This window comes from uncultured Dysosmobacter sp., assembly GCF_947631635.1.
Taxonomy (GTDB): domain Bacteria; phylum Bacillota; class Clostridia; order Oscillospirales; family Oscillospiraceae; genus Oscillibacter.
Window position 1 is genome coordinate 31,733 of sequence record NZ_CANRMB010000021.1, and the last position, 24,091, is coordinate 55,823.

The 24,091-nt window shown below is 54.7% G+C and carries 21 protein-coding genes and 2 pseudogenes; 9 read left to right on the forward strand and 14 right to left on the reverse strand.

All coding sequences use genetic code 11. From position 1 onward, the window contains the following. Positions 1-55 precede the first annotated feature (55 nt). A complete protein-coding gene (locus Q0Z71_RS11205; protein ID WP_298022475.1) occupies positions 56-1,441 on the forward strand; it encodes a PLP-dependent aminotransferase family protein in 1,386 nt (461 codons plus the stop codon). Between the two features lie 173 nt (positions 1,442-1,614). On the opposite strand, the pseudogene Q0Z71_RS11210 reads toward Q0Z71_RS11205, so the two are convergent. The 10 genes and pseudogenes from Q0Z71_RS11210 to Q0Z71_RS11255 all read right to left on the reverse strand — a co-directional run. Further along, positions 1,615-1,791, reverse strand: a pseudogene (locus tag Q0Z71_RS11210) (site-specific integrase); the annotation flags it as partial. A 78-nt stretch (positions 1,792-1,869) separates the two neighbouring features. Beyond that, on the reverse strand, positions 1,870-2,112 hold the full coding sequence (locus Q0Z71_RS11215) for a hypothetical protein (RefSeq protein WP_298022478.1): 243 nt from the start codon (positions 2,110-2,112) through the stop codon (positions 1,870-1,872). 27 nt (positions 2,113-2,139) lie between these two features. Further along, positions 2,140-2,673 carry an N-terminal phage integrase SAM-like domain-containing protein gene (locus Q0Z71_RS11220; protein ID WP_298022480.1) on the reverse strand — a complete coding sequence of 178 codons (534 nt, stop codon included), beginning with the start codon at positions 2,671-2,673 and terminating at the stop codon, positions 2,140-2,142. Then, positions 2,673-2,972, reverse strand: coding sequence for a DUF6809 family protein (locus tag Q0Z71_RS11225; RefSeq protein ID WP_298022483.1), 300 nt, complete (start codon positions 2,970-2,972; stop codon positions 2,673-2,675). The genes Q0Z71_RS11220 and Q0Z71_RS11225 overlap by 1 nt, the downstream gene beginning before the upstream one ends. Positions 2,973-3,290: 318 nt before the next feature. Further along, positions 3,291-4,718 carry a site-specific integrase gene (locus Q0Z71_RS11230; protein WP_298022486.1) on the reverse strand — a complete coding sequence of 476 codons (1,428 nt, stop codon included), beginning with the start codon at positions 4,716-4,718 and terminating at the stop codon, positions 3,291-3,293. After that, entirely contained in the window at positions 4,676-5,869 is a 1,194-nt protein-coding gene (locus Q0Z71_RS11235; RefSeq protein WP_298022490.1) for a site-specific integrase, read from the reverse strand. Before Q0Z71_RS11235 ends, Q0Z71_RS11230 begins: the two co-directional genes overlap by 43 nt. Beyond that, the gene (locus Q0Z71_RS11240; RefSeq protein ID WP_298022492.1) at positions 5,869-6,168 is read right to left on the reverse strand and encodes a DUF6809 family protein; all 300 of its coding nucleotides are present in this window, start codon (positions 6,166-6,168) and stop codon (positions 5,869-5,871) included. Before Q0Z71_RS11240 ends, Q0Z71_RS11235 begins: the two co-directional genes overlap by 1 nt. 143 nt (positions 6,169-6,311) lie before the next feature. Continuing rightward, the gene (locus Q0Z71_RS11245; protein WP_298022495.1) at positions 6,312-6,719 is read right to left on the reverse strand and encodes a hypothetical protein; all 408 of its coding nucleotides are present in this window, start codon (positions 6,717-6,719) and stop codon (positions 6,312-6,314) included. Between the two features lie 327 nt (positions 6,720-7,046). After that, positions 7,047-7,769 (reverse strand): helix-turn-helix domain-containing protein, encoded by a 723-nt coding sequence (locus Q0Z71_RS11250; RefSeq protein WP_298022498.1) that lies wholly within the window; start codon positions 7,767-7,769, stop codon positions 7,047-7,049. Continuing rightward, positions 7,766-7,981 carry an AlpA family transcriptional regulator gene (locus Q0Z71_RS11255; RefSeq protein ID WP_298022501.1) on the reverse strand — a complete coding sequence of 72 codons (216 nt, stop codon included), beginning with the start codon at positions 7,979-7,981 and terminating at the stop codon, positions 7,766-7,768. Before Q0Z71_RS11255 ends, Q0Z71_RS11250 begins: the two co-directional genes overlap by 4 nt. 112 nt (positions 7,982-8,093) lie before the next feature. Here Q0Z71_RS11255 and Q0Z71_RS11260 point away from each other — a divergent pair, with 112 nt between their 5' ends. Next, positions 8,094-9,323 (forward strand): hypothetical protein, encoded by a 1,230-nt coding sequence (locus Q0Z71_RS11260; RefSeq protein WP_298022504.1) that lies wholly within the window; start codon positions 8,094-8,096, stop codon positions 9,321-9,323. 448 nt (positions 9,324-9,771) lie between these two features. On the opposite strand, the gene Q0Z71_RS11265 is transcribed toward Q0Z71_RS11260, so the two are convergent. Next, entirely contained in the window at positions 9,772-12,390 is a 2,619-nt protein-coding gene (locus tag Q0Z71_RS11265; protein ID WP_298022507.1) for a calcium-translocating P-type ATPase, PMCA-type, read from the reverse strand. A gap of 344 nt (positions 12,391-12,734) precedes the next feature. Between Q0Z71_RS11265 and Q0Z71_RS11270 the strand changes: the two genes are divergently transcribed. Genes Q0Z71_RS11270 through Q0Z71_RS11280 form a run of 3 tightly spaced genes read left to right on the forward strand, consistent with a single transcriptional unit; the run spans position 12,735 to position 15,413 of the window. Continuing rightward, positions 12,735-13,292 (forward strand): manganese efflux pump MntP family protein, encoded by a 558-nt coding sequence (locus tag Q0Z71_RS11270; RefSeq protein ID WP_298022510.1) that lies wholly within the window; start codon positions 12,735-12,737, stop codon positions 13,290-13,292. A gap of 18 nt (positions 13,293-13,310) precedes the next feature. Further along, complete coding sequence (locus Q0Z71_RS11275) at positions 13,311-13,880, forward strand: TetR/AcrR family transcriptional regulator C-terminal domain-containing protein (protein WP_298022513.1); 570 nt, start codon at positions 13,311-13,313, stop codon at positions 13,878-13,880. An 18-nt stretch (positions 13,881-13,898) separates the two neighbouring features. Continuing rightward, complete coding sequence (locus tag Q0Z71_RS11280; protein WP_298022516.1) at positions 13,899-15,413, forward strand: beta-glucuronidase; 1,515 nt, start codon at positions 13,899-13,901, stop codon at positions 15,411-15,413. 83 nt (positions 15,414-15,496) lie between these two features. Here Q0Z71_RS11280 and Q0Z71_RS11285 read toward each other — a convergent pair whose 3' ends face one another. The 3 genes from Q0Z71_RS11285 to Q0Z71_RS11295 form a co-directional block, all read right to left on the reverse strand. Further along, positions 15,497-16,657: an AI-2E family transporter gene (locus Q0Z71_RS11285; protein WP_298022520.1), complete on the reverse strand. Its 1,161-nt coding sequence runs from the start codon at positions 16,655-16,657 to the stop codon at positions 15,497-15,499. A gap of 71 nt (positions 16,658-16,728) precedes the next feature. Next, a complete protein-coding gene (locus Q0Z71_RS11290) occupies positions 16,729-17,580 on the reverse strand; it encodes a patatin family protein (RefSeq protein WP_298022525.1) in 852 nt (283 codons plus the stop codon). Beyond that, positions 17,577-18,440, reverse strand: a complete 864-nt coding sequence (locus tag Q0Z71_RS11295) for a hypothetical protein (RefSeq protein ID WP_298022528.1) — start codon at positions 18,438-18,440, stop codon at positions 17,577-17,579. Before Q0Z71_RS11295 ends, Q0Z71_RS11290 begins: the two co-directional genes overlap by 4 nt. Before the next feature lie 401 nt (positions 18,441-18,841). Here Q0Z71_RS11295 and Q0Z71_RS11300 point away from each other — a divergent pair, with 401 nt between their 5' ends. From Q0Z71_RS11300 to Q0Z71_RS11315, 4 genes and pseudogenes are all read left to right on the forward strand, one after another. Continuing rightward, the gene (locus tag Q0Z71_RS11300; protein ID WP_298022531.1) at positions 18,842-20,206 is read left to right on the forward strand and encodes a radical SAM protein; all 1,365 of its coding nucleotides are present in this window, start codon (positions 18,842-18,844) and stop codon (positions 20,204-20,206) included. Between the two features lie 3 nt (positions 20,207-20,209). Beyond that, the gene (locus Q0Z71_RS11305; RefSeq protein ID WP_298022535.1) at positions 20,210-21,082 is read left to right on the forward strand and encodes a DegV family protein; all 873 of its coding nucleotides are present in this window, start codon (positions 20,210-20,212) and stop codon (positions 21,080-21,082) included. A gap of 47 nt (positions 21,083-21,129) precedes the next feature. Further along, complete coding sequence (locus tag Q0Z71_RS11310; RefSeq protein WP_298022538.1) at positions 21,130-21,663, forward strand: DUF308 domain-containing protein; 534 nt, start codon at positions 21,130-21,132, stop codon at positions 21,661-21,663. Between the two features lie 1,427 nt (positions 21,664-23,090). After that, a pseudogene (locus tag Q0Z71_RS11315) lies at positions 23,091-24,091 on the forward strand (collagen-like protein); the annotation flags it as partial.

Consider the following 24,091-nt stretch of genomic DNA (forward strand, 5'->3'; position numbering starts at 1 on the left):
TCTTCGCCGAACAAGTTCCACAAATATTTCTTCTTGACAGCAACAGAGGTGTTTTATGCCATTTAATTCATTTGATGACTATCCCCTAACATGGAAACCCAGTATCTTAAAAGAAGGACAGGTACCTTTACATATTGAAATTGCAGAAAAGTTGGAACATGACATTCGCGATGGTTTGCTTCGTCCAAATACAAAACTTCCCCCTCAGCGGGAACTGGCAGATTTTTTAGATGTAAATTTGAGTACGATTGCCAAAGCGTTTAAGCTTTGCGCATCTAAAGGCTTGATTTGCGGAGAGGCTGGACGGGGGACTTATGTTTCATCAGACGTTATTTCCAACCTTCCCATGTTGGCCGAAGACGGCTTGAACCATTGCATTAATTTAGGCGCGTCGCTTCCGATTCCGGAGCAAGATAAGTACACTTCACATGTGTTGAAGCAGCTCTTAAAAAAGGCCAACATAATCGGAGATATTTTTGCTTATCCGGGAACATATGGCGTAGATACCTACAAAAAATGCGGTGTAAAGTGGTTGTCCAGATATAAACTAAATGTTAAAGAAGATAATATTTTGATTACTGCAGGCTTGCAAAATGCTCTGTCTGTGACTTTGGCGGCGCTTTTTCGCTACGGCGATAAAATCGCAACAAATGCTGTAATCTATCCCGGATTTAAAAACATCGCAAATACATTAGGAATTCGCTTGGTTCCGATCCCCTATGTGGATCAGAATCTCGATGTCTCAAGTTTAAAACGGATTTGTGTGAATGATACGATTAAGGGTATTTATTTGATTCCCGATCACCATAATCCAACTACTATTTATATGAGCTATGAGGAGCGGGCTGCGGTTGCAGACATTGCAAGGAAGTTTAACCTGATTTGCATCGAAGACAGCTCATTTTCGTTCCTGAGCCCTGAGCCTCATATGCCCATCACCGCACTGATACCCGAAAGGAGTATTTATATTTCTTCCGTTTCTAATTCGCTTTCTCCAGGTTTTCGAATTGCGTTCGTATATGTGCCGACAGCATATATAGAGATAATGTTTACGACCCATGCCAACGTTAACGTTATGGCACCGCCGCTGGAAGCAGAGCTGGTTTCACAATTGATCAATTCGGGAATGGCGGAACAGATTATCGAGGAAAAACGTGAAGAGTTGATTAAGCGAAACACTCTAATTGATCTTTATTTGTCAAAATACTATATGTTGGGGGATTCGAATTCCCAATTTCGTTGGTTGCATCTTCCACGAAAGTGGAGTAGCGCGAATTTTGAGCGCGCAGCAAAGGAACGAGGGGTGCAAATATTTGGAAGCCAGCGTTTTGTTGTGGGAAATGCATCAGTTTTTCCTGCAGCCAGAATAGCCATTAGTTCTCCCAGAAATGTAGCCTTGTTAGAACGCGGATTGGATATTTTGGCTACTCTTTTACACTGAAAAAAGTTACAAAAATTTGGGTCTTATTTTTCGAATCCCTCAGGGCGTACCAAAGCCGCTGAAATTCATCGAATTTCAGCGGCTTTGCTTTTGTCTTCTGTACTTTTCCTGGGCGTTTATTTTTGCGGTTCCCGTTTCATCCAAGCCGTGACTCATACGGGATATCGGAGCGGTCAGGGCTGGAGCGCGCCGGAGAAGAAGCTGCCTACTGCATTCGTCGCCTGTTTCTGCATCGAGGTCGTGACGTGGGCGTAGGTGTCCAGTGTGAAGCCCGCCGAGTAGTGGCCCAGCATGGCGGACAGGGTTTTCACATCCACACCGTTTTGGAGAGCCAGGACCGAGAAGGTGTGCCCATAGGGTATAATAAGGACACAACGGAATTCCCCATAAATCAGGGCTTTTCCGACCAGTCCTTAGTAATTTTTGACCTAAAAGCGGCACAGAGTTTCGGCAAAAATTTTTATTATATCATGTCGAAGCAAGAAAGTCTCTGTCGAAATTTGTCGCATAGGTGTGTCTGAGATCGTGGAAGCGTATTCGCTCCATTTCAGCCCCAGCAACTCCCCTCGCCGGAGGCCAGTTGCCAGGTCGATGTAGTAGAGATCGAACACACCGCTGCGCCTTGCTTCTTCGAAGAAGGTGACGACGCTTTCCGGCGGCAGGATCTTCATCTCTTTTTTCTCCAGCTTCGGGAGGACTCAGCCTCTCGTTGGATTGCTGGGAATTAGCCGCTGCTCCACGGCGCAGTTCAGTGCAGAGGAGATCATCTGGTTGATATTCCGCACCGTTTCAACGCTGAGTCCCTTCGGTTTGTTTCTGGACTCTGTGCATTCTACCCTGCCATTTTCCAGCAGTTGCTTATACAGCCGCTGGAGGTCCATCGCCGTCAGTTTTTCCAGGGGAATATCCCCGAGAGCGGGCTTGATGTGGTTCTCGATGAAGCCTTGGTAGGTCTTGTGGGACGAGGGCCGGACTTGCAGCTTTGCGTAGTTCTCCATCCAAACATCCAGCCATTTTCCTACAGTGTACTGCCCTGATTTTGTGTCCAGATTGCCGTTTTTCTCAATCGCCGTCTTGAGCTTTTTCTTGACCTCTGCCTGTGTCCTGCCGAGAACGTTTTTGTAGATGGCCTTCCCGGTTACTGGATCGCGCCCTGCCGTGTAGCGGCCCTCCCAGCGGCCATCCTTTCGCTTACGGATGCTACCTTCTCCGTTGGCTCTGCGCTTTGCCATCAGCGTCTACCTCCGTCCGCCAAATTACCGTCGTTCTCATCCATGCACTCCATCATCAGCCGAATGCCGAGGCGGAACCCCAAGATAAAATCTTCCAGAGCCGTGATACGGTCGATTTCGTGCTGTGCGTTGGTAAGCACATTGAGTAGTTTGCGTTCTTCTTCATTGAGCCGTTCTGTTAACTGGCTCTCACAGTCAGCGGCACGTTTCACCAAACGCCTTAGCTCTGAGTTTGCGACCATTTGCTTATCGTAGGGTACGATATTGCCGAAGTACAGATCCTCCAAAATCTTTCGCATCGGTCTGACCTCCTTTCCAGCCACACAACATACCAGCAACGGCGGGGAATAGCCAGTGGCTAAGGGCAGAGTTATCAGTTTGTTCAGAAATGAGTTCCACGAAGGTTGGCCCTACTCTTTGTAGGCATTGTGGCAATCAGACAGCAGAAACATACCCCTCACTATTTTCTCTGAATGTTCCCGACTTTATCGGGACACCTTGTTTTTTCAGCATTTATTCGGCTGTCTATTTTTTACAGCGCAGGCTTTGACCACATATTTGCCCACAGACAGAAAAGCGTCCCCGCTGGGAAAAACCCAGCGGGGACAGTTGCTTATTCAGCTTGCTCTGACTTCGTTCTCCATCCTTTCTCTTTCAGCGGTGATCGCCTTTTTCATCTCCGAGATAGCCTCCCTCAGCAGGGCCTCACATTCTTCCTTGGTGGGAGCATAGACATCCTTAAAATGTGTTGTCCCGTCTGGCCATACTCTGGAGAAGTATCCACGCCAGCGGTTGGTGTTGCATTGGGTTACGCTCCCGGTTCCCCATTTGCGCTTTCTGCCTTTTGTAGGCTGAAAGGCGGGGAGTTGCTCTGTAGCACGCTCGAGTTCCTGTTTCGGCTCCGCTTTTGCGATTCCACGGTCGATTTTCTCTGCCGCTGATTTCCTCATGGTATCTGTAGCGTGTGTGTAGATGTTCAGCGTCGTGTTACCGGAGGTGTGGCCCAAAATCGTGGACAGGGTCTTCACATCCATTCCATGGGCTAGCGCATTTGTGGCGAATCCGTGTCTCAAATCATGGAACCGTACCTGCCGGCACCCGGCATGGTCGAGGAGCTTGTTCAATCGGTGGCGGATCACGCTGGGACCGATGGGAGCGTCCTCCACTTTTGGGGAAGGGAACATCCACCGGGAGTCTACCGTTTTCCTGTATTCCCGCATGACATTCAATACAGAGGGTGGAAGGATGAGTGTTCGGATTCCTGCATCGGTTTTCGGCTCGGATATGGTCAACTTCCCATCTATCGGATAGATCTGCTTGTTGATCCGCAATTCCCCGGTGGTCATATTCAAATCATCCCACTGGAGCGCCATCAGCTCACCCAGCCGGAGTCCAGTAGCAAACTCCATGAGGAACACCTCATAGTAGCCTTCCTGATTGGCCTGAATCAAGAGTTTTCGCATTTCTTCTTTGGAGAGGATGTTCATCTCCTGTCGCTTACAAGTTGGAGCTTTGCAGTCCAGCGCCGGATTCTTGGGAATGAGGCATTCCTCCACCGCCTGATCCAATGCCCTGCGGCACAGACTATAGCAGTTGTGGATTTGACTGTCTGAGATACCGGCCCCACGTGTTTCTCGTTTCATGATCCGGCCATCCGTCTTCATCCAGACACACAGCTGCTGAATATCGCCGGCGGTCAGCTTGTTGAGCGGGACTTGCCCCAGCTTCGGGCGGATGTACGTCTCCATCAGCCGCTCATACCCACGCTGGGTATTGGGGCGGACGTTGGGCTTGCTGTATTTCTCATACCAGAAGGTGAGCCACTCCCCGAAGGGCATATCCGCTCTTGTAGTTCTTGGCGCTGGCCTATCTATGCTGTCTCTCAGTGCTTTCAGCTTCTCAACACACTCGCCCTTGGTTTTTGCCAGCACATTTTTTGTCTTGGGCAGGCCCTTGTCATCATAGCCGATGACCACTCGGCCTTCCCAGCGACCGTCCTTCCTCAGTCGGACGGTGCCCTCGCCGTTTTTGCGTTTTCTTCCCATGGGCGCAGCTCCTTTCCAAAAATATCCGTCATAAATTCCTCCACAATTTCAGCGGCCCGCTTCTGCATATCGCCTGTGGTGTGAGTGTAGGTATCCAGAGTAAATCCAGCCCGTGTGTGACCCAGGATACCTGAGAGGGTCTTGGCATCCACACCGGAGGACAGGGCGTGGGTGGCGAAGGTGTGCCTGAGCGCGTGGAACGGAATAGAGGGTAGCCCGGCTTTTCGCAGCAGCGTTTTGAGGCGACTATATGCGGAGCCGGGGCTTGTAGGCTCTTCCGGTTTCAACGGATCGGGGAATATCCAATCGGACGGAGCAGACTGTCTGCGGTCCCGAAGGAGCTCCACTGTACTGGAGGGCAGGGTAATCGTTCGAGAGCCAGCACTCGTTTTGGTATCCCATGTGGTACGCTTGCCGCCTTTTTCAACGTGGACAGTGCGGCGGACATTCAGCGTTCCATTGACCTCGTCGAAGTCCTCCCACTTGAGTCCGCAGATCTCGCCCCGGCGCATACCTGTTGTTAGCTCGGTGTAGAAGAAATCGTGCCAGATTTCATCCTCTGTGATGATCTTCATAAACACATCCAACTGTTCATCCGTCAGGACCTGCTTGTCTCTGTAGCGAAACTTGGGTGGCTCCAATTCCTCTATGGGGTTCTTGGCAATGAGGTTGGCCTGCCGCGCCGCTTTCAACGCCCCGTGGAACACAGCGTGGATGCCGCGTATGGTTCCGCTGGAGAGACCACCTTGTCCATCCTGACGGCCCTCCTTCGCCAGAGTTTCATACAGCCGCTGGATATCTTTCGCCGTCAGCTGGGAGAGCTTTCTATTGCCCAGATATGGTTTGAGGTGGTTTTCCACTGTGCCGCGATACCGGGTGAAGGTGGTAGGACGAACCGTTCCCTCCACACTGACCAGCCATTGATCCAGCCACTCTGAGAGCGTCATGCGACTTTGTTCCGTCAGGTCTACGCCCTGGTAGGTGTCGATGCGCTGTCGGAGCTTCGCAGACAGTTCTTTTTGTGTGGGCGCGTAGACGTAGCGGAAGATGGAGTCGCCGTTTGCCTTGTGACCCACTACGATGCGGCCCTCCCAGCGGCCATCATCACGCCGGCGTACCATGCCGTCACCGGACGGCCTTCGCTTCGCCATCAGTGCCCGCCTCCGTTCGCCAGATCTCCGTCGTCCTCATCCATACACTCCGCCATCAGACGAACGCCGAGGCGGAATCCCAAGATGAAATTTTCCATGATCGTGATGCGGTCAATCTCCTGCTGTGCGTTAATCAGTACGTTCAGCAGCTTCTGCTCCTCTTCATTGAGCCGTTCTGTCAACTGGCTCTCGCAGTCAGACGCCCGCTTTGCCAAACGCCGGAGCTCCGAGCTTGCGGCCATCCGCTTTTCATAGGGCGCGATATTACCGAAGTACAGGTCTTCCAAAATTTTTCGCATCGTACTGCCCTCCTTTCCAACCACACAACATACCAGCAGTGCTGGCGAATAGCCAGAGGTCAGGGGCAGAGTTATCAGAACAGACATATTTTTGCCAGCTCCTTATTCTTTGTTTAGGTCTCTCAATATTTGAGTGGTTGGAATCAGTCCACACCGTTTTGATAGTGGACCGCATCATCCAGCGTGACGCTGCCGTTGGTCTTTTTCACGTTCTGGACACAGCGGCCACGGAGTGCGTGGAGCTGCTCATCCGGGATCTCCATTCCTGCCGCCAGCACATTCATCACCATGTCCTGCTCCACCGCCAGTTTGAACAGCAGACGGCAGATCCGGTTTTCCGTATCCTGTACCGTACCGCGCAGAGCGGACAGGTACATAGGCGGGAGTATGGTGGTGCAGTCGCTGGCCGTCAGGTAGTCGCAGTAGAACAGGAGCGCGCTTTCTACAAACTCATTTTGACTCCGGCAATTCGCCAACGGCATCGCCGCTTTGACCTTCCGGTCTGTATCGGGGGCGATCCGCATCTGAAATCTCACTTTTTCTTCTGCCATGATGTTATCCTCCAAAATCGTATAAATCGGGGTTTTTGCCACCTGTAATGTCGGGAAAACCCTTGCGGCGCTAAGGTTTCCCCCTTAGCCAATGCCAAATCCAATGCCACACGGGAAAAATTGATGCCATTCTACGTTTTGCACAACCTCCTTCAAAATGTACTGCAATCGGCTTTAAACCTTGGATTATTCCGTTTCCCGGCCCGCACTGCGGGCCGGTGTAACCCGGCGTGGTGCCCTCAAGGCGTCACGCCTTTATCCTGCTGTTTGGCATATTGCCGAAACCGTCCATGCCGCACAGCGGCCACACAGACCCGACACACTGCTTCACGTTGTCGGTGGTGTCCGTGGCCGTCCTGCTGTCGAGAGCGGCTCCTGTGGCGCACACAGCCGCGACAGCCGTGCCTGCACTCTCTGCCGCTCAACTTCGGCGTCCAGCCGATGGAGCTGCTGCTCGTTGTAGTGATCGACTGCTTCCCGGATGGGACGGATGGTGTAGACGTTGTTGCCGTTTCGCTTCATTCCTACCTCGTTGAACCAGCAGCTTCCCTCCATGGTGATGAGAGTTCTCTCTGCAAGAACGCCCACCGACTTCACCACCGTGTTTAGAGATAGACCAGTTGCCCTGGCGATAGTGCGGTAGCTGGGATGACACTGGTGGGTGCGGCGGTCCTCGCAGTAGAGGAGGTAGGCGTAGACCAAGAAGGCAGTGGACGGCAGGGCCAGCAGGAAGACCTCGTTAGGAAGAGAGAAAAATTTTCCGGTCTCACGCTTGGATGAGAGGGTACCGTTTTCAGTAATGAGGCCCTTGCTTACCAGAGTGGCAAGGTGCTTCTCCGCCGTGGCGGCGGTCAACCGGAGACTGTCCGCCACCGCTTGCGCACTGACTTTCTTTTCTTCTCTGCCATGAGTCTGCTGGTAGCAGATGTAGGAGAGGATCACGAACTCTGTGGGCTGGAGTTTGTACTCCCACACCTCATTCGACACCGGGAACCGATAGCACCTTGGATCACGGCGAGGCCAGCCCAGAGGGACACGGTGTTTTCTCATGTTCCATCACCTCCCGCTGTGTGTTCTTCCACCCACTGGACGAATTTCTTCTTGGGCACCACCATGCGGCTACCCACCTTCAGCACCGGGAAGCCCGGTTCATGCATCAGCTCATAACCGCTGCTTGGCGACACCCCGAGCAGCTTCGCTACCAATTCAGCGTTGAGGAACAGGGGCAGGTCGTCATAGGACTTGTACTGCGATTGCTTCATATTGTACCTCCTGAAATTATTTTTCGGTTCTACCATCCCCGATGGTTTTATGATAGAATAATTTTGCGGAAGATTACATCAGGAAGTGATCTTTGCGGAGGAGGTGACGGACATGACAACTATCGGTGCGGGGCTTCTTTTGGAAGAGGAGGACAATGGTTGTTTTTCTGTCATCCTTCACTATGCGGACGGAACCGAGGAACACTTGCCCGCAGCCACGCCTGCAGAGGCTCTGATCACCGCTGTCGAGACCGACTACTCGGACTACCGCCGGGAGATCAAACGGCTGTGGACGGAATACCCACTCTTTGAGGAGCATCTGGACATCCCAACCGCCGATTTAGAGGACTTTGTTGCGGAGGCCCTGTTGTTGCCATCCTTGCTCCACGTTAAAGACCCAGTGGGCTTCTTCGTGTTAGGCGAGTTCCTACACCAGAGCTTGCAGATGGAGGATGACGGGAGCGCGTCTTTTCTTCTGAAGGCAGGACAGCAGATTCTTCGTATTTTAGAGGAGCCAATTCGGACGCAGATCTATCTGCGAAATATCTTTGAGATGACCTTCGACGGCATGGAGCGGACCAGCCAGCGGGAGCGGTTTGAGAAACTGCGCTCTGTCTATCCCGATGTGGCTCGGCTCTGCGACCCGGCATTGTTGGACGGCGTCCCAGAGAGCGGGCGCGTCTTCTCCGCACACAACCTTCTCGGCCTGTACCTTCTGGAGTTGGCGCTTTACTTCCACCAGGATAAACAGCGCATCACCCGGTGCGAATACTGCTGGGGCTACTTCATCCCAAAGACGAAAAAGGCCACCCGCTACTGCGACCGAGTCATAGACGGCTTCCCCTGCAAGCAGAGGGGCTCCCGGTTCCAGCGCAACGAGGGCAGAGAAAAAGACGAGGCGCTCCTCGTCTGTAAACAGCTTCGTGACCGTATGTACGCCCGTTTCCTGCGTTATAAGGATGCCCTCCCAGAAGAGCATTCACGGCTGGTCCCCATGGACTATTCGCAATACGATTCCTGGAGCGAGAATGCCCGGTTAGCTCGGATGGAGTATCTGCGCGACGAACTCACCGCTGAGGAATTTTTGCGAAAAATCGACACTACCCATGAGTTAAAGAGCTACGAGACAGGCAAAGCAGAGCTGGCGGAAGAGACCGTCTGGCAGAGGCGGGTGGCTTCTGATTTGACCTTTGACCCGGAGAGCTGCTATCCAAAAGAAACGATGTGTCTTGATCTATCCCCTCGGGCAAAGGGCACATGGGAGCTTGTGACGAGAGACGGCCTCCGCCGGCACGACCAGAGGGGCCACCAGAGTTTGCGGGAGAAATATGGAAAGGCATAAAATAAGACCAAGGGCAGTTCAGCTGAATTGCTCTTGGTCTTATCTTTGCCATGGCGTAGCAGACTTTTGATTGGCGGGCCGCTTTACCGCCAGCGGAAAAGCTCTTTTCACTCCGCACGCCTTGCTGTACGCATCCTCTGCTCCCGGAGCCCTGTCGCTTCCTTTATGAGCGCGTAGGCAGATGAAACTGCGGGAACACCAAGCAGCATACCAAACGGCACAGCGTATCCGGGAGATATCGGGCGGCAAAATGCGGTAATATATCTTTTTCGGATACCTTGCTGTAGTAGGGGCATGATCCAGTTTCAAGTCACGGGCCTGAATAGGAATGAGGCGACCGGCGTTCCCCAAGACGGTCTCTGTGGGCACAAGCACATCCGCTTTCCATTGCAAGCTCCCTCAATGGGGATGCCGGGATTCCGACATCCCCGTTTATATGGCAAATAGGTTATGTGTGTTGGTGTTTGATCAGACCGCACACCTTGGAGAGCTCCATCACAAGAATGGGGACGAAGATCAGGGCCGCGCCGATCCCATACAGCTTGACCGGCAGTGCAATCAAACCAAAGGGAATGGAGAGCGGAGTGAACAGCACCAGCAGGACCAGCGCCACGGAGACAAGAGCCGCTCCGTTCAGACTGCGGTTCCCAAAGGGCCCGATCTGAAAGATGGAATGGTCAGACCGCATATTGAACGCCTGCACGACTTGGGACAGGGCAAGCACCATAAACGCCAGCGTCTGCCCTCCGGCCAAAAGCCCGGTCTCCGCCTCGCCAATATAAAACGCGGCAAGAGCCAACGCGCCAAACATGAAGCCCTGTAAAACGATACGGACGCCGAACCCGTGGGCGAACAGGCCCTCCTTCTTCGGCTTCGGTTTCCGCTCCATGATGTCGTTCTCCACCGGCTCCATACCCAGAGCGATGGCGGGCAGGCTGTCGGTGACCAGATTGATCCACAATAGCTGCATAGACAGCAGCGGCGTTTTGTGCCACATCAGCATGGAGAGGAACACGACAATCACCTCTCCGATGTTAGTACCCAACAGGAAGCCCACCACCTTTTTGATGTTGGCATAGATGCCCCGACCTTCCCGAACAGCGTCCACGATGGTGGCGAAGTTGTCATCCGTCAGGGTCATGTCGGCGGCGCCTTTGGCCACGTCGGTGCCGGTAATGCCCATGGCGCAGCCGATATCCGCCGCCTTGAGGGCTGGGGCGTCGTTCACGCCGTCGCCGGTCATGGACACCACCTGCCCCTTGCGCTGCCACGCCCTGACAATGCGGATCTTATTTTCGGGGGAGACGCGGGCATAGACGGAGATCTGCTCCACTTGGGCGTCCAGCTCGGTGTCCTTCATGGCGTCCAGCTCCGCGCCGGTGATGGCCTTGTCTCCCGGCTGGAGGATATCCAGTTCTTTCGCGATGGCGGAGGCGGTAACCACATGGTCGCCGGTGATCATTACCGGCTTGATCCCTGCCCTGCGGCAGACGGCGACGGCCTCCTTGGCCTCCGGGCGGGGCGGGTCGATCATACCCACCAGTCCCAGGAAGGTCAGACCGTTTTCCAACTCCTCCGAGGTCAGCACATCGGGGACCCGGTCGATCTCCTTGCAGGCCACCGCCAGTACCCGCAGGGCCTCCCGGCTCATGGCCTCGTTGATCTGCCTTGCCGTTTCCAAATCGCCAGCGATGCAGCGGGAAACCATCACGTCAAGAGCGCCTTTTACAATGACGATTTTCTTTCCGTCAATGCGGTTGATCGTGGTCATTAGCTTCCGGTCGGAGTCAAAGGGCAGCTCCCCCAGCCGGGGGAACAGCTCGTTCAAGGAGTCCTTGGGCATTCCGTTCTTGTGGGCCGCCAGGACGATGGCGGTCTCTGTGGGATCTCCGATATGCCGCTCCTCCCCGCCGTCAAATACAACACTGCCGTCACAGCAAAGGGCGGCGTATTGCAGTAATTGCTTGACCTCGGAAGAATTATTCGAGCCGATGTCCTCCAGCATAAACGCGCCGTCCCGATACGCTTTTACCAGCGTCATGCGGTTCTGTGTCAGGGTGCCGGTCTTATCCGAGCAGATGACAGAGGCGCTGCCCAGGGTTTCTACTGCAGGCAGGCTGCGGATGATGGCGTTTTTCTTGACCATGCGCTGGACACCGATGGACAGCACGATGGTCACAATGGCGGGCAGGCCCTCCGGAATGGCGGACACGGCCAGGGAGACCGCCGTCATAAAAATTTCCAGCGCCGGCATCTCATTGGCGAGGCCCACCACGAAGATAATGGCGCAGGCTGCCAGCGCCAGGACGCCCAAGTACTTGCCGAGCTGGGCCAGCTTTTTCTGCAAGGGGGTCTGGGTCTCGACCTCGCTGTCCAGCAGATTGGCGATCTTGCCCATCTCGGTATCCATTCCCGTGGCGGTCACCATGGCGGTGGCCGTGCCGTAGGTAATGGCACAGCCGGAGAACACCATGTTGCTCCGGTCCCCCAGGGGTGCGTCCTCGGCCACTGCCGCCTGGGCATCCTTTTCCGAGGGGACCGATTCGCCGGTAAGCGCCGACTCCTCGCTTTTCAGACTGACGCTGCGCAAAAGGCGGGCGTCGGCAGGGACGAAATCACCGGCCTCCAGGCGGATCACGTCGCCAGGGACCAGCCCCGCCGCATCAATGACGCACTCCTGCCCATCCCGGATCACGCGGGCGTGGGGAGCGGAGAGCGTCTTCAAGGCTTCCAGGGCCTTTTCCGCCTTGCTCTCCTGCATGACGCCCATGACGGCGTTGAGGATGACGATCAGCAGAATCAGTACCGGCTCAAAGAATTCCGCAGGGTCTTTCTCAATGCAGGCGATCACGAAAGAGACCACCGCGGCCGCAAGCAGGATCAGAATCATGGCGTCCTTGAACTGCTCGGCAAATCGCTGCAAATTGGTCTTCCGTTTCTTTTCCCGCAGTCTGTTTTCGCCGTACCGGCGCAGTTTCTCCTGCACCTGACTTTCCCGCAAGCCGTTTGCGGCATTGGAGCCAAGTTCTTCTATCAGGCTCAGAATGTCACGGTTGTAAGCGTTCATTGTTCGTCCTCCTGATATCATTTGCATAGCATTATAACAAGGCCCTGACAAAATATCATGGGGCAAAAAACTCTCCGCGTCCTATTTTTTACCGAAAAGCAGAAATTGTTACATTTTGGGACACTTCGCCTTTTTTGTCCAAAAACTTTTTGATGGGCGGCATTGAAAAAAACGAAATTTTCTGGTAAACTGTGTCTCAATAAGGGAGTAGTCGGCACAATGTGTGCGGTGATGCCAACAGACTGGAGTTGCTCCTGGTATCATCTGAAATGACGAGACTTATCTGCTTGGCGGGTGAGTGTCGTCATTTTCTTTATCCGCCATAAACAATGGAGGATAGAGACATGGGATTTGCGGAATTATTCGTGGTTGCGGTTGGCCTTTCAATGGACGCTTTTGCCATTGCGATTTGTAAGGGCCTGTCGGTGGAGAAGGTAGAAAACAAGCATTTGATATCCGCCGGACTGTGGTTTGGCGGTGGACAGGCGGTCATGCCGCTCATCGGTTATCTGCTGGGCAGCAGTTTCCGAAGCGCCATTGAGAGTTTCGACCACTGGCTGTCTTTCGCGCTGCTGGCCCTCATTGGCATCAACATGATCCGTGAGGCGCGCGGGGAAATCGAAAAATTGGATGCCTCCTTTTCAGCCAAGGCGATGTTTCCCCTTGCCATCGCAGACAGCATTGACGCCCTGGCCGTTGGCGTGACCTTCGCGTTTTTGGAGGTGAACATCATTCCGGCGGTACTTCTGATCGGCGTTACCACGTTCCTGTTTTCCGCCGCCGGTGTGAAAATTGGAAATCGCTTTGGCGCGAAGTATAAGGCAAAAGCGGAACTTGCCGGCGGGATCATTCTGATTTTGATGGGACTTCTGATTGTGCTGGACCATACCGGCATCCTGTAAAGAAAGGGGGGCATCAGCATGGCGGACGCCAATATCACAAAGCAGGCGCTGGCAGCATCCCTGCGGGAACTAATGGAGGAGATCCCCTTCGACAAGATCAATGTAGCCCATATCTGCGAGCGGTGCGGGATGAACCGAAAGAGCTTCTACTATCACTTCAAGGATAAATATGATCTTGTCAACTGGATATTTGACACAGAGTTTATTTCGCTGGCCTCCGACAACACCTCCAGCGCATACCGCGAGAGGTGGGATCTTATCGAAAAGGCTTGCTGCTATTTTTACGAGAATCGTAATTTTTATTGCAGTGCGCTCCAAATCAAAGGTCAAAATTCTTTTTCCGATCACTTTACGGAATATATCCAGCCCATCCTGAAGACCCATCTTGTCTGCCTGCTGGGCAGTGAGCAGGTCGATGAATTTTCGATTGATTTCTTTACCGACGCCGTCCTCTGCGCCATGAAGCGGTGGCTGATGACAAAGGACTGTATGCCTCCGGAGGAATTTGCCGCAAGATTAAAGCGGCTGGTGCAAAATGGGGCTGTCGCGATCTATCAGGAAATCAATCAGGAAACAACGGACAATTAACAGAGAGGAGCTGCGGCAATGTCACGAACGATCCAATTACCCTCCAGTGGGTTTCCCATCCTCCGCACGGTGGATAAACGGTTGGCGTCCTACAACATCGAGATGACCGAGATCACCGGAGGCACATTTTGGAAAGCCTATACACCGGGGCAGATCAGCGGAACAGAGGCGTTCCCGCCTGTCACCAATTTGCAGGATATTACTGCCATGGCGGAGCTGATGCAATACTATCCGCCAATCGATCTTTCCAATGAGCGGCTGAAAAAACTTACCAGGGAACTGGGACCCGCATGGATTCGTATCTCCGGAACATGGGCCACCAAGACTTACTATGACTTTGAGGGAACAACGGGCGGCAAAGCCCCGGATGGTTACCAAAGTGTTCTGACAAAAGAGCAATGGCTCGGCGTTTTGAATTTTGTCAAGGCAGTTAACGGCAAACTGCTGATCTCTGTCAGCAACTGCACAGGAGACCACCCCGGCGGCGGGCCGCTGGACTTGTCACAGGCAAAGAAGATCTTTGATTTCAGCCATGCCTATGGCGTAGAGATTGATGCTGTGGAGTTCATGAACGAACCCAATATGCTGGAGCTGTCCGGCGCTCCGGCAGGCTATACTCCCGCCGATTACGCCAGAGATCAGGATATCTTGAATACCTGGGTGCGGGAAAACTATCCGGGCTGTCTGATTGTCGGCCCCTGCACCACCGGTGACCCCTCGGTTGCCCGCGCGGGCCAGCGGAGCCTTGGCGCGGGGATCGGCAGCATCGCGAAGAGCTGTACGACCCATGAGCTGCTGGCTGGCACGAAGGTCCCGCTGGATGTGTTCAGCTACCACTACTATAACGGCGTTTCAGAGCGTATCGCCTCCATGATGCCGGATGCCCACTGGCCTGCGGAACTGGCGCACAGCGATGAATATCTGGCTGTCGCGCCCGATTGCGCAAAGGATCACATTCCCCTGCGGGATCGGTACGCGCCCGGCAAGCCGATGTGGGTGACGGAATCGGGGGATGCCGGCGGAGGCGGCGACACCTGGGCGTCCACCTATCTGGACGTGCTTCGTACTCTAAACGAGTTGGGGAGTTTTTCGGCCATCACGGACGGCGTGATCTTCCACAATACGCTGGCCTCCTCGGACTATGGCTTCCTGGAGCACGGCAGCTTTAAGCCCCGGCCCAACTATTTTGCTGTTCTGCTCTGGAACCGCCTGATGGGGACTACCGTTTATGATTGCGGTGCTCTGCAAGGACGGGAGCAGCATATCTACTGCCATTCCCGCAGGGACGGCAAGGCGGGGGTCGTGTACCTCATCCTCAACAACTCGCTGACCGACACCCTGACTGTACAACTCCCCAGACCGGCAGAGCGGTACACATTGAACGCCGATACGATGCGCTCCACAATCATGCGGCTGAATGGGAGGCCCCTTATCCTCTCTGGCCCGGCAGAACTGCCCGACCTTTCTCCGCAAGCGGTGGAAGCCGGGAGCGTAACCCTGGACCCCGGAACCTGCACATTTCTCGTCCTCTAATAGTCCTTATAAAAAATCAATGCGGCAGGGTGATAAACTCTGCCGCATTTTTCATTTTGCCTACAATTCGCTTTTGGACTTATTTATGTTCCCAGCAAATCATTTCGGTCGTGCCGCTTCAGGCCCCAATTGGTCAGACGGCGGACAATATCATAAATGACCGCAAAGAGCGGGACGCCTACGATCATTCCGGTTATACCCCAAAGTCCGCCGAACAGCAAGATCGCGAACAGCACCCAGAAGCTGGACAGACCCGTGGTATTCCCCAGAATCCTGGGGCCGATGATGTTTCCATCGAGCTGCTGCAAAATCACGATGAAAACTAAGAACATCAAGCACTGCGCGGGGCTTTCCAGCAGCAGGAGGAGCGCGCATGGTATGGCGCCGATAAAGGGGCCAAAGAACGGGATGATATTGGTAACACCTACAATCACGCTGATCAGTAAGGCCGCCTCAAAGTGCAGCAGGCTTGTCACCACAAAACAAATCACGCCGATGATAGCTGAGTCCAGGATCTTTCCCATAAGAAAGCCGTTAAACATTTTGTCGGCGTAATGAACTTCTTCCTCGATCAAATCGGCCCACCGCTTTGGAAATATGCCGCAGAGCAGCAGCTTTGCCTGTCGGGCAAAGGTTTTCCGGCTGGCGAGCAGATAGACAGAGATCAGAACGCCCAAGAAAAGATTTTTCAGCGTTCCAATGAACCCGGCTATCTGAACGCCCAGACCGCTCAAGACATTTTGCGCCGCGGGCAAGAGCTCTGTCTGCACCCATGCCTCGATTTTTAAGATGATTTCACTGGAAAAACCGTCCCACCATGCTTGAAGCTCCGGCTGATTGTTGAGAAAATCATGGAACCAACTGATCGCGGATTCCAACTGACCGGGCAGAACAGCCCAGATCCCCAAGATGCTTTCCCACACCTGGGGGAATACCAGCACAACCAGCGCGATCACAAGAACCACGGCAAGCAGGATCGCAAGGACGATGGAGAGCGTGCCGGGAAGCTGTCTGCTCCGTGGCAAAGCCTTCCGTATCCACTGTTCAAGGCGATTGCAGACAGGGGCCAGGATGTAAGCGATGACCGCGCCATAGAGAAAGGGAGCCAGAATGTTCAAAATGCTTTGAACAGCCTGAAATACCGCCGGGAGCCGGAACAGGAGAAAAAAGCACAACAGACTGACGATCATGGTGACAGCGCCGGTAACGCCCAGCTTCACATACTTGCTATTTTCGCATTTCATTGCAGACGCCTCTTTCATATTGATACCGCCGTTTTCCGTGGGAGCTTGAACTCCACTGCATATTCAACTCCCTACGCTTCTTTCAAAAATGAGGAGACCCGGATTCCGTCCCAATATCCCTTTTGATATAACCTGTCCATTGCCTTTGCGTCCCGGCACAGCGTATCGACGCCGCAGGTGTCATCCGGGGCAATGATCATGACTCTGCCCTGAGACGCATACCGCTTCGCCAAATCCACGCCCGCGTTATAACGCTCCGCACGGCGGGCCAACTGCTCCGCCGCCAGCGGATATTTTTTTCGGATGCGGGCTGCCAGCTTCCGGTCTTGATCCGATGAACGGACCGTGTTCTCCGGCAGAGTCAGGAGCAGCACCACCCGCTCACAGCCCATCTGAAAGGCTTTCCCGATGGGGACCGGGTCAGACAGAGCGCCGTCATAGTAAAGGGTATCGCCTACCGCATAGGGACGACAGATAAACGGAATCGCGCAGGACGCCTTCATCACGCTGTAGTTGTCCTGCCGGATATCCCCCATATCAAAATATTTTACCCGCCCGGTCTCCGCCTCTGTGGCCACCGCCAGAAACTCCATAGGGTCTCTGACCGCGGCGGCGTAGTCCAGTGGATTCTCCCCATCCGAATTACTCAAGGTGCTGTATACATAGTCCAAATCAAGGAAAGACCGTTTCAGGAGGAAGTTCCCGATCCCGGCGTATTGCCTTCGCAGGCCGTAATCCGTATAAAACAGGTAATTGCGTCGGGCCTGACCCGCTTTGTAGGCAATGAGATTCGCGCTGCCCGCCGAAACGCCGATCCCAAGGTCAAAATGAAGCTTGTAGTCGATGCAGTAGTCCAGCACCCCGGCGGCGTAGATCCCCCGATAACCGCCGCCAACGTCTACGATACCGATCTTAGAATTCATTTTGCGGACACCTCGGATCGTTTCTTGGGACAGGCGCTTTGCAGCACAGCTTCCAGTCCATCGTCAAACAGGCACAGGCCGGAGCGTTCGCCGTCCGGCTCCAGAAGATACCCATTCGGATCAAAGAATGCCGAGCAGGCGTCGTCCGAGATGATCTCATCGATTTTCTGATTATCCCGCTCCAATTCCCAAGGGAACATCTGGAACAGCTGCTCGTTCCGGGACCGCTCCACGGCCTGATACGTCAGCCGGCGGAATTGCTCCGGGCAGTCCGGCCGGGGGAGCAGCGCAGCAAAGATGGGACGTACCTGCTGGACGCTGGCGAACAGATCTCCGTTGAGAATCATTTCCAAATCATCCTCGGAGTATGGGCAGCAGGCCGAGTAAGGAAGCCCCAGCGCCCGCAGCTTGTCGAAAATTCTCTCCTGTCCTTCCTGATAGTGCGGCGCCAGCATCACATTTTTCAGTTCTGAAACGCTGTCCAGAAAATCGTCGGTGATGTCCTCCGGTTCACAAAACAGGAAGAACGCGCTGTCAGGGTGATTTTCAATCAACCCCAACAGTTGGCTGGGAATCTTGGGGGCAAACAGCATCCAAGTGTAGATGCCCAGCTTTTCGCCGTCCGAAATCGCCGCGTCATACTGCGTCAGGTGATCCAAAGACCGGTCATCCATTTGAAACAAGATCGTCCAAGGGATATTGTGCCCCAACTGTTCCTCATTCTGCCTGATCCGCCGGGCGCCGTAGGTGCAGCTGTTGTATCCCAGGTTCATCCCAAAGCGGAGAAGATGTTCCGTGTCCGCATAGGAGGTCAGGTCCCGTACCAGCCCATAATAGGGGCTGTTCTCATTTTCCAGCATCCTCTGAGCCGTTCCAAAAAATTGTTGCTGAAACCGGCCGCCGGAAAAATGCAGAGCCATATCCACAAGGTTCCGGATATTCCGCTCCGGATCATCCCTCAATCCTTTTAAGGTACTTTTTACCACTGTCTCAATTAAAATGCGAGACATTGAGTTTTCCATTTCTCCCGCTCCTTCCTGCACAATATTTTCCCGCGTTTATGATTAAGAGTATATGGATCATCACGATCCCGCAAGGGACACTTTTCGATTTTTGTCCCAAAAGGTAACAATAACGGCGAAGTGTCGTATTTTCGGACGCGGGCAGGATTTTGTCCTGTGACTTTCTTCCCAAGTTCCCCTATAATTGACCCAAAGCCCCCAACCAAAACGGAAGTATAAAAGGAGAAAGGAAACATATTATGAGTAACTCGATCAAAGCCAGTATGCAGAATTTTGCGGTCAATCAAGCCCTGAACTACATTGAGGGCAACCCAGAGGAGAACATCCCCAAGCTGATGGAACTGGTGGACAAGTTCACGCCAGAGGGCTGGTATGCCGCCCAGCGGGACGCCATCCGCAAGGTCATCGAGGAAAAGAACAACTGGTACCAACTGATCCTGCGGCTGTACGAGCTGGACCCCGGCGTCCGCAGGGCGTTCTTCCAGAACTTCCTGTTCAACGCCAGCCTGAAGGGCGGCGCCACCCAGGAGGAGATGAAAGAGAAGTACGGCTGCAACATCCCTTGGGGCATCCTCCTGGACCCCACCTCCGCCTGCAACCTCCACTGTACCGGCTGCTGGGCGGCGGAGTATGGGAACAGGCTGAACCTGAGCCTGGAGGACATCGACTCCATCATCCGCCAGGGCAAGGAACTGGGCACCTATATGTACCTGTATACCGGCGGCGAGCCGCTGGTGCGGAAGAAAGACCTGATCAAGATCTGCGAGATGCACCCGGACTGCGAGTTCCTGTCCTTCACCAACGGCACCCTCATCGACGAGGAATTCTGCCAGGAGATGCTGCGGGTGAAGAACTTCGTCCCCGCTATCTCCCTGGAGGGCTTTGAGGATGCCAACGACTCCCGCCGGGGCCAGGGCGTCTATCAGAAGATACAAAGTGCCATGGCGCTTTTGAAAGCCCACAAGCTGCCCTTCGGCGTCTCCACCTGCTACACCAGCCGGAACGTGGAGGATGTGAGCAGCGAGAAATACTTCGACCTGATGATCGACAGCGGTGCGTTTTTTGTCTGGTTCTTCCACTATATGCCGGTGGGCAGCGGCGCCGCGCTGGAGTTGCTTCCCACCCCGGAACAGCGGGAGAAGATGTATCGCCGCATCCGGGAGTATCGAAACAGCAAGGCGATTTTCAGCATCGACTTCCAGAACGACGCCGAGTATGTGGGCGGCTGCATCGCTGGCGGGCGGAACTATCTGCACATCAACGCCAAGGGCGACGTGGAGCCCTGCGCGTTCATCCACTACTCCGACGCTAACATCCACGAGGTCTCCCTGCTGGACGCCCTGCGGGGACCGCTGTTTATGGCCTACCACGATGGACAGCCCTTCAATGACAATATGCTCCGCCCCTGCCCCATGCTGGAAAACCCGGAAAAGCTGCGGCAGATGGTGGCGGACACCGGTGCGGAGAGTACCGACTATCAGAGTCCGGAGAGCGCCGATCACCTGTGCGGCAAGACCACCCCCTATGCCGAGGACTGGAAGGTCACCGCCGACAGGCTCTGGCAGGAGTGCGGGACGTGCGCGGGCTGCGGCAGGGAGATCTGATCAGTGGCGGGCTATCAAATTTTCACAGACGCCACAGCCGACCTGTGCGGAAGTATGATGGAGGGGCTTCCATCTGTAGAGGTCATCCCTATGCAGGTGGAGATTGGCGGGCATGAATATACCTATGGCCCCAGAGGAAATATGACCGTGGAGCTGTTTTACCGCTTACAGCGGGAGGGCAGCTTCGCGGCTACCTCTCAGATCAACCCGTCCGTCTATTTTCAGTATTTTGAGCCGTTTCTCCGAGATGGCACAGATATCCTCTATCTCTGCTTTTCCTCCGGAATGTCCGGCACCTTCCAGTCGGCACAGCTGGCAGCGGAGGAGCTACAGCAGGAGTACCCAGAGCGGGTGATCCTCTGTCTGGACACGCTGTGCGCGTCGGTCGGTGAAGGTTTTCTTGTGCGGGAGGCGGTCAGGAAACAGGCCGAAGGGCTGTCCATTACCGAATTGGCGGATTGGGTCATGAATCATCGCTTGCAGGTCTGCCATTGGTTCACTGTTGATACCTTTGACCATCTTTGCCACGGTGGCAGGGTCTCCTCCGCAGCGGCTGTGATGGGGACAGCCCTGCAGATCAAGCCTCTGCTCCATGTGGACGAGCGGGGCTGTTTGCAAGTCATAGGAAAACCCAGGGGACGAAAGAAAGCGATGGAGGCTCAACTGTCCAGAATGGAACAGGGCTGGACCCCCGAAACCGGCAGACTGGTGGTGATTGGACACGGCGACACACCTGAAGCCGCCGCGCGGCTTCGGGAAAACGTCCAGGCGCGATTTCCCTCTGCGGAGATCCATGTTGCGGAGATCGGACCCATCATCGGCGCACATACCGGACCGGGGATGCTGGCCCTTATTTACTGGGGAAACAACCGCTAAATGCTCTTATACCAACATAATATCGCAAAGTTTGAAAGGAGACCGTTATGAGTAAAGTCAGCAGAAACATGGGAAACATTTTGTCCTGTTTTGCGGAAATCATCATTGGTATTTTGCTGCTCATCAACCCGGTGGGCTTTACCGCCGGAATTATTATGACCCTTGGAGTTGTCCTTGCGGTTATGGGCGTTTCCAGCGTTGTAGGATACTTCCGGGCAGAACCGGAGGATGCCGCGCAGTCCAGCGGTCTTATGAAGGGACTGCTCCTTGTGGGCGGTGCTTTTGTCTGCCTGTTCAAAACCGAGTGGCTGATTGCGGCCTTCCCACTGATCACAGTCTTTTACGGGGTCATCATCCTGATCACCGGCATCAGCAAATTGCAGTGGGCAGTTGATCTGCTGCGTCTCAAGCAAAAATATTGGTTCGTGGCTCTCATTGGAGCCGCTCTGTCTGTCCTCTTTGCCATTATCATTCTGGCGAATCCCTTTGCCTCTGTCGGCTTCCTGTGGACTTTTATTGCTGTATCGCTGATCGTGGAAGCTGTCATGGATATTTTGACCTTCATTTTTGGGAAAAAGTAATGGAGGGGCTCAGGGGCCAACCCCCCTCTGCAAAACTTCTCAGCATCATACACCGTACCGCCGATTTTCTTTGTAAAGTCGGCGGCTTTTTCTTTGATAAGGTGTATCAATTTCGTAAGAAAGAGAGCACCGCCCTTTGCCTGTGTGAGTACTCACAAGCGAAGGGCGGTTTTTTGACCACATAATCAGCCACAGACAGACGTGGAACATATGGAAACACTGTTTTCAAAGAGTGCCGGAAAGCAACTGGAATGAAGCGGATGCGCCTATAAACCATTACAAATTGTCTAAAAAAACTTTGTAGACCTCTTTGTAAACGCTGGTTCGAATCAGCTTCGCAGCAACCGGTGCTTTCTTTGATATGGCGTATCACTTCAGGAGTGGAGGCGGATGGGCTCTTGTTCTTTGTTTTGCGGCGCAGATTTTGAGGTGGGGTTCCGCTATTTTTGCCTCTGTCCAATAAGGCCCACAAAGCCCCAACACGGCACTTCATCCTTCAGCAGGGATACGGATGCCACCCAGCCTATCAACTTCGCACACAGCGGCTCACAGGCCGAAGTGCAGACGGATTATCTCTGCCGCTACGTATCCCTTTCGACACTCAGCAATCCAACCGCACTCTTGTGGGTCACCAGAGCCTCTATTATTGCCGCAGGCAGTGTATAGCTGGCTGCGGCAAAATCCCTGCCGTAATGGGTTCATATCCCCGCATGGACCCCAGCAGGAACCTTAGGCGGCGGGCACTTGAGCAAATGCAGACCCCCGACCTGACCCCAAGGGGCGAAAATAGACCCCCACGCTGACCCCCGCTGAATTTCACTGAAACCACCTTCTACAGCCACCTGTAGAATCCGTCAACAGTGCAGTTTTTTCTCTGTTTTGTCTTATCCCGGCCACCTGCCACGGCCACAGCAGGCCAAAACCGACCACCTAACGAAATTCCCCGCAAGAATATCCACCTGTTATGCACCGGCTGGTTGAACCGATTTGGTATCCTCGCCGAGTACGGCGGTGATATACTTTCCCCGCAGACAGAGGTTCCCTTCTTTTATCCGTGCGGCGCAAGTCCGCTCCCATGCAGCATGGGACCTCTATCTCATGAGAGTTCATTGTTGAGCCGGATGCGGGAACCGCGGTTCTCCGCTGATCTTGAAGCAGGCTATATCTATGGGGCATCAGCCAGCGGAGATTTGAGCAGAAGACGATATACGAGTACACCAAAAGCCATCGGTTTCAGGGGGCTTTGGCAAAGGTGGTGCAGTCCGCCGGTTCCTGTCACAGCGATTCTTCACCCCGGACACACGTTCGATCCGCATTGACATATACTGTAGCAGGCCTCTGTGTCTCCCGGCAGGAGGCTGGAGGCAATATCTTTTTGGAGGAATGTAAGCTTGAAAAGATATTCAGGCTCCGAAACCCCTACAGGTATGGGAGCGTTTTATTTGCAGAACAGCTGTCCGCCTGCTCCGCCGCAGCACCAGTGTTGTATGCCAAGGCCGTGTCCCACGGGGATAACCGGTCCCACCGGCCCAACTGGTGCGACCGGTGCTGTTGGCCCGACCGGGGCCACTGGTGCTAATGGTGTAACCGGACCGACTGGTGCAGCAGGAGCAGATGGCGCAACTGGGCCGACCGGCGCGACTGGGGTAACCGGTGCAACAGGTGCCGATGGTGTAACCGGGCCTGCGGGCGCGACTGGCGCAACCGGCCCCACTGGCCCGACCGGGGCAACCGGGTCTATAGGACCTACCGGTCCAACTGGTGCCTATGGCGGCACCGGCCCGACCGGCGCTGTTGGCCCGACTGGTGCCAATGGCGCGACAGGTCCCACCGGTCCGACTGGGGCCACTGGTGCTGATGGTGCAACCGGTCCTACTGGCCCGACGGGTGCGGCTGGTGCAGCGGGTGCCGACGGTGTAACCGGGCCTACGGGTGCAACCGGCGCGACAGGCGCGGATGGAGTGACCGGTCCCACCGGAGTAACCGGTGCGACAGGTGCCAATGGTGTAACCGGGTCTACGGGCGCAACCGGCGCGACAGGCGCGAATGGAGTAACCGGCCCCACTGGTCCCACCGGAGTAACCGGTGCAGCGGGTGCCGACGGTGTAACCGGGCCTACGGGTGCAACCGGCGCGACAGGCGCGAATGGAGTGACCGGCCCCACCGGTCCCACCGGAGTAACCGGTGCGACAGGTGCCGACGGTGTAACCGGGCCTACGGGCGCAACTGGTGCGACAGGCGCGGATGGAGTGACCGGCCCCACTGGCCCCACCGGAGTAACCGGCGCGACAGGTGCCGACGGTGTAACCGGGCCTACGGGCGCAACCGGCGCGACTGGCGCGAATGGAGTAACCGGCCCCACCGGTCCCACCGGAGTAACCGGTGCGACAGGTGCCGACGGTGTAACCGGGCCTACGGGCGCAACTGG